The following is an 11007-nucleotide window of genomic DNA, read 5'->3' as shown; positions in this document are numbered from 1 at the left end:
AGCCGGGCGAGCGGCGGCTGGTCGGCTACGCGGTGCCCGCCGCGGGCGCCCGCCCCGACCCGGCGGCGCTCCGGACCCGGGTGGCGGACGCGGTGCCGGACTACATGGTGCCCGCCGCGGTCGTCCTGCTGGACGCGCTGCCGCTGACCGCGCACGGCAAGCTGGACCGGGCGGCGCTGCCCGCGCCGGACTTCGCCGCCACGGTCACCAAGCAGGGGCCGCGCACCCCGCAGGAGGAGATCCTCTGCGAGATCTTCGCGGATCTGCTCGACCTGACCGAGGTCGGTGTGCACGACAGCTTCTTCGACCTCGGCGGCGACAGCATCATCTCCATCCAGCTGGTCAGCCGGGCCCGCAAGGCGGGGCTCTCGCTCACCCCGCGGGCCGTCTTCCAGCACAAGACGGTCGAGGCCCTGGCGGCCCACGCGGGCACCGTCGGCAAGCGCGTCGGCAAGGGGACCGACACCGGGGTCGGCTCGGTGCCGCTCACCCCGATCATCCACCGGCTGCGCGACCGCGGCGGCCCGATCGGCAAGTACGCCCAGTCGGTGCTGCTGCAGGTACCGGCGGACCTCGGCGAGGAACCGCTGGAGACCACGGTGCAGACCGTGCTCGACCACCACGACGCCCTGCGGATGCGGCTGACCCGCCCCGAGGGCGGCGGTGAGTGGTCGCTGGAGGTGCCGTCGCGCGGCACCGTGCGCGCGGCCGAGTCCCTCACCCGGGTCGATGTCGCGGGGCTGGGCGCGGAGGCCCTCCAGGCCGCCATCGAGCGGGAGGCGGAGACCGCGTGGGCGCGGCTCTCCCCCGAGCGGGGGCGGATGCTCCAGGCGGTCTGGTTCGACGCGGGCCCGCGGAGCTCCGGCCGGCTCCTGGTGATCATCCACCACCTGGTGGTGGACGGCGTCTCCTGGCGCATCCTGGAGACCGACCTGGAGGCGGCCTGGCAGGCGGCCAAGGAGGGACGCCCGGCCGAACTCCAGCCGGTCGGCACCTCGTACCGGCGCTGGGCCGAGCACCTGGTGGCCTCCGCGTACGCCCCCGGGCGGGTCGAGGAGACGGAGCTGTGGTCCAGCGCCCTGGACGTGCCGGACCCGCTGCTCAGCGACCGGCCGCTGGACCCGTCGCAGGACATGAACCACACCATGGGCGGGCTGTGGCAGATCCTGCCGCCCGAGCTGACCGGGCCGGTCCTCACCAAGGTCCCGGCGGCGTTCAACGCGGGCGTCAACGACGTGCTGCTCACCGCGCTCGCCCTGGCGGTCGCCCACTGGCGGCGCTCGCGCGGCGGTGCGGACCACCCGGCGGTCCTCGTGGACCTGGAGGGCCACGGCCGCGAGGAGTTCACCGACGGTGTGGACCTGTCCCGGACGGTCGGCTGGTTCTCCAGCATCCACCCGGTGCGCCTGGACCCCGGCCCGCTCGACTGGCGGGAGGTCCTGGCGGGCGGAGCGGCCCTCGGAGACGCGCTCAAGCGCGTGAAGGAGCAGTTGCGCGCCATCCCCGACAACGGCCTCGGCTTCGGGCTGCTGCGCCACCTCAACCTGGACACCAAGCCCGTCCTGGCCGGTTTCCTGCCCCGCCAGATCGGCTTCAACTACCTGGGCCGGTTCGACATGGCGGGCCGCGCGGAGTACGCCGACTGGGCCGCGGCGCCGGAGAAGGCCCCCGGGTTCTCCGACCAGGACGCCCCGATGATGTACGCCCTGTCCCTCAACGCGGTCACCGAGGACCACGCCGACGGCCCCCGACTGCGGGTCGCCTGGGCCTTCCCCGGCGCCCTGTTCCGCGAGCCCGAGGTCGAGCGGCTCAGCGAGATCTGGGCCCAGGTGCTCCAGGCCCTGGTCACCCATGTCGAGGGCGGCGCCTCCGGCGGCCACACGCCCTCGGACCTGCCGCTGGTGTCGCTCAGCCAGCAGGAGATCGACGAACTCGAGGACGAGTTGGACGACGACGAGCTCGACGAGGAGTGGGGGATCACCCGGTGAAGCAATCCCGGATCGAGGACGTACTGCCCCTGGGGCCGCTGCAGGAGGGACTGCTGTTCCACGCCCTGTACGACACCGAGGGGATCGACCCCTACACCGTGCAGAGCGTGTTCCACCTCGAGGGCGACATCGACACCGAGGCCCTCAGAACCGCCGGGCGGGCCCTGCTGAAGCGGCACGCCGTGCTGCGCGCCGGGTTCCGGCACAAGGGCGGCGAGAGCCCGGTGCAGGTCATCCGGCGCGAGGTGCCCCTGCCCTGGCAGGAGCACGACCTGGGCACCATCGCGGACGAGGAGCGGCGCGAGGACGCGGTGCGCCGCATCGTGGACGAGGACCGCACCCGCCGGTTCGACATGGCCAGGCCGCCGCTCATGCGGTTCACCCTGGTCCGGATGGGGCCGCGGGACCACCGGCTGCTGCTGACCAAGCACCACATCCTGATGGACGGCTGGTCCTCGCCGATCGTGGCGGGCGAGTTCTTCGAGCTGTACGCCCGGGGCGGGGACGCCTCGGGCCTGCCGCCGGTCACCCCGTACCGCGACTACCTCGCCTGGCTGGCGAACCAGGACACCGCCGCCGCCGAGGCGGCCTGGCGCACCGCGCTGGCGGGGCTGGCCGAGCCGACCCTGCTCGCGCCGCGCGCCACCGGCCACGCCGAGGTGGTCCCCGAGGAGCTGAGCGCGTCGCTGTCCGCCGAGCTGACGGAGCAGCTGACGGCGCTGGCGCGGTCGCGGGGCTGGACGCTCAACACGGTGGTGCAGGGTGCGTGGGGTCTGCTGCTGGCGTCGCTGACCGGCCGTGACGACGTGGTGTTCGGCACCACCGTGTCCGGCCGCCCTCCGGAGATCCCGGGGGTGGAGACGATGGTGGGGCTGTTCATCAACACCCTGCCGGTGCGGGTGCGGCTGGACCCGGCCGAGTCGCTGGCGCGGCTGCTCGGGCGGCTCCAGGACCAGCACACCGAGCTGATGGACCACCAGCACCTCGGACTCACCCGGATCCAGGGCCTGGCCGGTGTCGGCACCCTCTTCGACACCCTCGTCCTCTTCGAGAACTACCGGGTGGACTCCGGGACGGTCGAGTCCTCCCTCACCGGTGCCCGGGTCACCGGCGGCTCCGGCCGCGACGCCACCCACTACCCGCTGAGCCTCGCCATGGCCCCCGGGCCCACGATGCTGCTCAAGGTGGGCTACCGCCCCGATGTGTTCGACCGCGCGACGGTCGCCTCCCTGGTCGACCGGCTCACCCGGCTCTTCGAGGCGGTGGTGGCCGACCCCGGGCAGCTCGTCGGGCGGGTGGACGCGCTCGACCCGGCCGTCCGCCGCCAGGTGCTGGTGGACTGGAACGACACCGCGCGCCAGGTGCCCGCCACGACCCTGCCCGGGATGTTCCAGGAGCAGGTGGCGCGCACCCCGGACCACCTCGCGGTGGTGCACGGCGACACGGCCCTCACCTACGCCGGGCTCAACGAGCGGGCCAACCGGCTCGCCCACCACCTGATCTCGCTGGGCGCGGGCCCGGAGAAGCTGGTGGCGCTGTCGCTGCCGCGCAACGACCGCACCCTGGTGGCCGTTCTCGCGGTGCTCAAGTCGGGGGCCGGATATCTGCCCATCGACCCCAAGTACCCGGCCGACCGCATCGCGTACATCGTCCGGGACGCCGCCCCGGCGCTGGTGCTCACCGAGTCCGGAGTCGACGCGGCCCTGCCCGCCACCGGCCACCGGGTGGTCGTCCTGGACGACCCCGAGGTCGAGCGGGCCCTGGAGGGCGCCCCGGCGACCGACCCGGCCGACGGCGAGCGGCGCGCCCCGCTGCACCCCGCCTCGCCCGCGTACGTCATCTACACCTCGGGCTCCACCGGCCGCCCCAAGGGCGTCGCCGTACCGCACCGCGCGGTGGTCAACCTGGCGGCCTGGGCGCGTACCGCGCTGGGCCCCGAGCGGCTGACCCGGCTGCTGTTCACCACCTCGCTCAGCTTCGACGTCTCCGTCTTCGAGATGTTCGGGACGCTGATGTCGGGCGGCACCCTGGAGGTCCTGGACGACCTCCTGGCGCTGGCCGAACGGCCCACCGCGCAACTGCCCGGCACCGTGGTCAGCGCCGTGCCCTCGGCGCTGGCCCAGCTGGTCGGCCAGGGGGACGTACGGCTCACCGCGGACACGGTGCTGCTGTGCGGCGAGCGGCTGGGCACCCAGGCCGCCGTGGACATCCAGAAGACCCTGTCCGCCGGCCGGCTGGCCAATGTGTACGGCCCCACCGAGGCCACCGTCTACGCCACCGCGTGGGACACCGACACCCCCGTGGAGTCGGCGCCGCCCATCGGCCGCCCCCTGCACAACTACCGGGCGCTGGTCCTGGACCGCTGGCTGCGGCCGGTCGCCCCCGGCACCGACGGCGAGCTGTACCTCGCCGGGGAGGGCGTGGCCCGCGGCTATCTGAACCGGCCGGGCCTCACCGCGGAGCGCTTCGTCGCCGATCCGTACGGGCCCGCGGGCAGCCGGATGTACCGCACCGGGGACCGCGCCCGGTGGACCCCCGACGGCCTCCTGGAGTGCCTCGGCCGCACCGACGACCAGGTCAAGCTGCGCGGCTTCCGCATCGAGCTCGGCGAGATCGAGTCGGTCATGGCCGCGCACCCCGGCGTGGGCCACGCGGCCGCGGTCGTCCGGGAGGACCAGGAGGGCGACCGGCGCCTGGTCGGCTATGTGGCCGCCGACCCCGGGAGCCGCCCCGACGTCGCCGCGCTGCGCACCCGGCTCGCGGCCACCCTGCCCGAGTACATGGTGCCGTCGGCGTTCGTCACCCTGCCCGAACTGCCCATGACCGCCAACGGGAAGCTGGACCGCAAGGCCCTGCCCGCCCCGGAGGTGGCCGGGGCGTCGGCCCGCCCGCCGCGCTCGCCCCAGGAGGAGATCCTGTGCGGTCTCTTCGCCGAGGTCCTCGGCGTGGAGCGGGTCGGCGTGGACGACAACTTCTTCGACCTGGGCGGGCATTCGCTGCTCGCCACCCGGCTGGTGTCCCGGGTGCGTTCGGCGCTGGGCGTGGAGCTGGCCATCCGGTCCCTGTTCGAGGCCGCCACCCCGGCCCGGCTCGCGGGCCTGCTGGCCGGGGCCGGAACGGCCCGCACCGCGCTCACCGCGCGGCCGCGGCCCGCGGAGCTCCCGCTGTCCTTCGCCCAGCGGCGGCTGTGGTTCCTCGACCGCCTGGGCGACGACCGCGGCGCCTACAACATCCCCACCGCGATGCGGCTCGCCGGTGCGGTGGACCGGGACGCCCTCGAGGCCGCCCTGCGCGATGTCGTCGCCCGGCACGAGAGCCTGCGGACGGTGTTCCAGGAGACCGAGGGGGTGCCCCGGCAGGTCGTCCTGGACTCGGCCGAGATCTCCCTGGTCCACTCCGAGGTGCGCGAGGAGGAGCTGGCCGACGCCCTCAACGCCGAGGTCACGGCCCACTTCGAGCTGGCCGCGGCGATCCCCGTACGGGCCCACCTGTTCACCCTGGGCGAGACCGACCACGTACTGCTGGTGACGATCCACCACATCGCCTCCGACGGCTGGTCCATGGGCCCGCTCGCCCGCGACCTGTCCACGGCCTATGTGGCACGGCTGCGCGGCGACGCCCCGGACTGGCCCGAACTCCCGGTGCACTACGCGGACTTCACCCTCTGGCAGCGCGAGGTGCTGGGCGAGGAGGCCGACCCGGACAGCCCGATCGCCCGCCAGCTCGCCTACTGGAAGGAGAGCCTGGACCGGCTCCCCGAGGAGCTGGCCCTGCCCGCGGACCGGCCCCGGCCCGCCGTCGCCTCGGGCCGCGGCGGCGCGGTGGTCTTCCGGATCGACCCCGAACTGCACGCCGCGCTCGCCCAGTTGGCGCGGGCCGGCCGGGCCACCCTGTTCATGGTCCTCCAGACCGGCCTCGCCACCCTGCTCGACCGGCTCGGCGGCGGCACCGACATCCCCATCGGCACCCCGGTCGCGGGCCGCACCGACGAGGCGCTGGACGACCTGATCGGCTTCTTCGTCAACACGCTGGTGCTGCGCACCGACACCTCGGGGGCGCCGACCTTCAAGGAGCTGATCCAGCGGGTCCGGGAGCGGGACCTGAGCGCGTTCGCGCACCAGGACCTCCCGTTCGAGCGGCTGGTGGAGGTCCTCAACCCGGAGCGGTCCCAGGCCCGCCACCCGCTGTTCCAGGTACTGCTCACCCTGCAGAACACCGCGGACACGGACGTGGTGCTGCCCGGTCTGAACGCCACGCCGCAGCCGGTGGCGGTGGACATCAGCAAGTTCGACCTGAGCCTGGAGCTCAGCGAGGAACTGCTCGCCGACGGCGGCGCCGACGGCATCGACGGCGTGCTGCGCTACAGCACGGACCTCTTCGACCACGGCACCGCCGAGGCGCTCGCCGAGCGGCTGGTCCGGGTGTTGCGGACGATGGCCGCCACCCCCGACACCTCCATCGCCGACGTCGACGTGCTGACGGCCGAGGAGCGCGAGCGGATCCTGCGGGGCTGGAACGACACCGCCCACCAGGTGCCCGCCACCACGCTGCCCGCGCTGTTCGAGGCGCAGGCGGCCCGCACCCCCGACCGTCCGGCGCTGGTCTTCGAGGGCACCACCCTCGGCTACGCGGAGCTCAACGCGCGGGCCAACCACCTCGCCCGGCTGCTCATCGAGCGCGGAGTGGGCCCCGAGGGGTACGTCGGCATCGCCGTACCGCGCTCGCCGGAGCTGGTCGTGGCGCTGCTCGCGGTGGTCAAGACCGGCGCGGCCTATGTGCCGGTGGACCCCGGCTACCCGGCCGACCGCATCCGCCACATGCTGGCGGACGCGGCCCCGGCGCTGCTGCTGACGACCGCGGAGACGGCCGCCGGACTGCCCGTCGAGGAGTCCGTGCCGGTCCTCGCGCTGGACGCGCCCGGCACCCTGGACGCCCTCGCCGGGCTCCCGGAGGGCGATGTGTCCGACGGCGAGCGGCGCGCCCCGCTGCACCCCGCCTCGCCCGCGTACGTCATCTACACCTCCGGCTCCACCGGCCGCCCCAAGGGCGTGATGGTGCCGCACGAGGGCATCGTCAACCGGCTCGCCTGGATGCAGGCGCGCTACGGCCTCACCGGCGAGGACCGGGTGCTGCAGAAGACCCCCGCGGGCTTCGACGTCTCCGTCTGGGAGTTCTTCTGGCCGCTGCTGGAGGGCGCCGCGCTCGTCGTCGCCCGGCCCGAGGGCCACAAGGACCCCGGCTATCTCGCCGAGCTGATCCGGGCGGAGCGCGTCACCACCGTCCACTTCGTGCCCTCGATGCTCCAGGTGTTCCTCCAGGAGCCGGGCGCCGCCCGGTGCACCGGACTGCGGCGCGTCCTGTGCAGCGGCGAGGCGCTGCCCCGGGAGCTCCAGGACGAGTTCCTGCGCACCCTGGACGCCGAACTGCACAACCTGTACGGCCCGACCGAGGCATCGGTGGACGTCACCTCCTGGGAGTGCGAGCGCACCGCCGCGCCGGGCCCGGTGCCCATCGGCCGGCCGGTGTGGAACACCCGGCTGTACGTGCTGGACGACGCGCTGCGCCCGGTGCCGCCCGGGGTGCCCGGCGATCTGTACCTGGCGGGCGTCCAGCTCGCCCGGGGCTATCTGGGCCGCCCCGGCCTGTCGGCAGAACGGTTCGTGGCCGACCCCTTCTCCGCCGACGGCGGCCGGATGTACCGCACCGGGGACGTCGCCCGCTGGCGGCCCGACGGCGCGCTGGACTTCCTCGGCCGCGCCGACGACCAGGTGAAACTGCGCGGCTTCCGGATCGAACTGGGCGAGATCGAGGCGGTGCTGGCCCGCCACGCCGAGGTGGCGCACACCGCGGTCGTCGTCCGCGAGGACCAGCCCGGGGACCGGCGCCTGGTGGCGTACGTCGTCGCCCCGGCGGCCGGTGGCACGCCGGACCCGGCGGCCCTGCGCGACCACCTGGCGGCCGAGGTGCCCGAGTACATGGTGCCGTCCGCGTTCGTGACGCTGCCCGAGCTGCCGCTGACCCCCAACGGCAAGCTGGACCGCAAGGCGCTGCCCGCCCCGGAGGCACCCGCCGCCGCGGAGGGCCGCGCCCCGCGCAATGTGCGCGAGCAGATCCTGTGCGGCGTGTTCGCGGACGTCCTGGGGCTGCCCCGGGTCGGGATCGACGACAACTTCTTCGAGCTGGGCGGCCATTCGCTGCTCATGGTGCGGCTGGCCAACCAGGTGCGGCTCGCCTTCGGCGTGGACCTCACGATCCGGACCGTCCTCAACACCCCGACCGTCGCGGGCCTGGCCGAGCGGCTGTACGAACTGGACCACGGCGACGACCTGGACGTCCTGCTGCCCATCCGGCCGCAGGGCTCCCTGCCCCCGCTGTTCTGCGTCCACCCCGGCACGGGCGTCGGCTGGCCCTACACCCGGCTCATCCCCGAGGTGGACCGCGACCGGCCCATCTACGCCTTCCAGGCCAGGGGGCTCCGGGACCTCACCGAACTGCCCGGGTCCATCGAGGCGGCCGTCGAGGACTACCTCGGGACGATCCGGGAGATCCAGCCGCACGGCCCCTACCACCTGCTCGGCTGGTCCCTCGGCGCGCCCATCGCCCAGGGCATCGCCACCCGGCTCCAGGCGTCCGGTGAGGAGGTCGCCCTGCTGATGAGCCTGGACGGCTATCCGATGGACGCGGCGCCGGTCAACGCCGAGCCGTGGAGCCAGCAGCAGTTCCTCCTGGACCTGCTGGAGGTCGCGGGCATCGACCTCGGCCACGACGGCCCCCTCGACCGCGACGAGGTGATGGCGGCCATCCGCGAGGAGGGCTCGCCCTTCGCCACGCTCAGCGCGGCCCAGTCGGAGAACATGTTCCGGATCTACCGGAACTTCGCCGTGGTGAGCGAGGCGTTCACGCCCGACCGGTTCACCGGCGACATGGTCTTCTTCCGCGCCGCCCGCTCCAGCGAGGAGCTCGGGCTGCACCCGCACACCTGGGACCGGTACGTGGACGGCCGGGTCGAGGTCCATGACATCGACTGCCACCACGGCGAGATGACCCAGCCGGTGGCCATGCGGGTCATCGGGCCGATCCTCCGGGAGCGGCTCCGCACCGGCGACTGAACCCGGCCCTTCCGCTCCGGGAGCCTCCCGGAGCACCGAACCCCTTCGGGAACCGAAACAAGGAGAGACACGACATGAGCAACCCGTTCGAGAACGCCGAGGGCCGCTTCTTCGTCCTGGTCAACGAGGAGCAGCAGTACTCCCTCTGGCCGGCGTTCGCCGAGGTCCCGGCCGGCTGGACGGTCGTCCACGGCGAGGACACCCGCGACGCGTGCCTCGACCACATCAATCGGAACTGGACCGACATGCGGCCCAAGAGCCTGGTCGAGGCGATGAACGCCGCCTGACCCACCGCCCCACCACGCCGGGCCCGGGGACGGCCGCACCTGATCCGTGCGGCCGTCCCCGGGCCGGGGCCCGCCTCCTGGCACCGCCGCCGCGCGAGAGCGCGCCACCCGATACGCGAGCCTCAACGCGACCGAGGATGAACGAGACATGCCTGATGCCCGGACCACCCGGCTCCCCCTGACCGCCGCCCAGTCGGGAATGTGGTACGCCCAGCGGCTGGACCCCGACAACCCGATCTACAACGGTGCCCAGTACCTGGAGATCCAGGGACTGCTCGACCCCGACCTCCTGGAGGAGGCGCTGCGCCGGGTCGTCCGGGAGACCGACGCGCTGCGCACGCGCTTCGCCGAGGACGCCGAGGGCGTATGGCAGGTGGTCGACCCGGAGGGCACGGGCACGGTCCAGTACCTGGACGTCAGCCATGAGGACGACCCCCGGGCGGCGGCCGAGGCGTGGATGCGCGCCGACTTCCGGCGCCCGCTGAACCTCCTCGAGGACGAGCTGGTCCGCTTCGCCGTCCTCGAGACCGCCCCCGACCGCTTCCTGTGGTACCTGCGCTGCCACCACATCGTGCTGGACGGCTTCAGCGGCGCCCTGGTCACCCGGCGGGCCGCCGAGATCTACACCGCGCTGGCGGCCGGAACCCCGGTGCCCGCAGCTGAGTTCGCCCCACTCGCGGAGCTGGTGGCCGCCGACGAGCGCTACCGCGCCTCGGAGGACTTCGCCAAGGACAAGGCGCACTGGAACACCCTGCTCGCCGACCGCCCCAAGCCGCCCGGCCTGACGGCCGCGGACCCCACCATGCCCACCCGGCTGCGACGCGGCACCACCTGGCTGTCCCCGGAGTCCACCCGCGCGCTGCGGGCGGCCGGGGACCGGGCCGGGGTCCCCTGGCCGCCCGTGGTGACGGCCGTTCTCGCCGCCTATCTGCAGAGCCTCGGCGGCGGCGACGACATCGTCGTCGGACTGCCCGTGACCGGCAGGCTCGGCAAGGTCGCCCGCGCCACCCCGGGCATGGTCTCCAACGTCCTGCCGCTGCGGCTGTCCGTACGGCCCGAGTCCACCTTCGACGCCCTGCTCACCCAGGTCGCCGGGGCGATGCGGCGGGTGCTGCGGCACCAGCGCTACCGCTATGAGGACCTGCGCCGCGACCTCGGTCTGCTCGGCGGCGACCAGCGCCTGGTCGGACCGCAGATCAACATCATGATGTTCGGCCACGGGCTGACCTTCGGCGAACTGCCCGCGACCCCGCACACCCTCAACCTCGGCCCGGTGGACGACCTGTCGGTGGTGGTCCACGACCTGGGCGAGGGCCAGGGGCTGCGCATCGACTTCGAGGGCAACCCCGAGCTCTACGGCGAGGACGATCTCGCCCTCCACCAGCGCCGGTTCGTCCAGCTGATGGAGTCCCTCGCGGAGGCGGGCCCGGACCGCGCCCTGGGCACCGTGGACCTCCTCCTGCCCGAGGAGCGGGCCCGGCTGCTGCCGCCGGGGGACGCCGCCCCGGCCGCCCGCCCGGACACCACCCTCACCGAGCTGTTCGAGGCGCGGGCGCGGGAGTCCGCCGGGAGCGTGGCGGTGGTGTGCGGTCAGGAGTCCTTGTCGTATGGGGAGTTGAACGT

At 74.0% G+C, this 11007-nt stretch carries 4 protein-coding genes; all 4 read left to right on the top strand.

The features are described 5' to 3' along the window. Positions 1-1988 (top strand): condensation domain-containing protein (locus tag NP777_RS46075; RefSeq protein ID WP_256656183.1); only part of this gene is annotated, 1988 nt, incomplete at its 5' end. Next, positions 1985-9097, top strand: coding sequence for an amino acid adenylation domain-containing protein (locus NP777_RS46070; protein WP_256656182.1), 7113 nt, complete (start codon positions 1985-1987; stop codon positions 9095-9097). The genes NP777_RS46075 and NP777_RS46070, both read left to right, overlap by 4 nt. Before the next feature lie 74 nt (positions 9098-9171). Next, entirely contained in the window at positions 9172-9384 is a 213-nt protein-coding gene (locus tag NP777_RS46065) for an MbtH family protein (protein ID WP_256656181.1), read from the top strand. A gap of 148 nt (positions 9385-9532) precedes the next feature. Further along, the coding region (locus tag NP777_RS46060) for a condensation domain-containing protein (RefSeq protein WP_256656180.1) at positions 9533-11007 on the top strand (1475 nt) is incomplete at its 3' end.

Source organism: Streptomyces rugosispiralis, from assembly GCF_024505145.1.
GTDB lineage: Bacteria > Actinomycetota > Actinomycetes > Streptomycetales > Streptomycetaceae > Streptomyces > Streptomyces rugosispiralis.
Note: the sequence above shows the minus strand (reverse complement) of the source record. Positions and strands in the feature narration are given on the sequence as shown.

Coding starts and splice junctions, on each gene's coding strand:
- NP777_RS46065 (WP_256656181.1), top strand. CDS start 9,172: ATGAGCAACCCGTTCGAGAACGCCGAGGGCCGCTTCTTCGTCCTGGTC.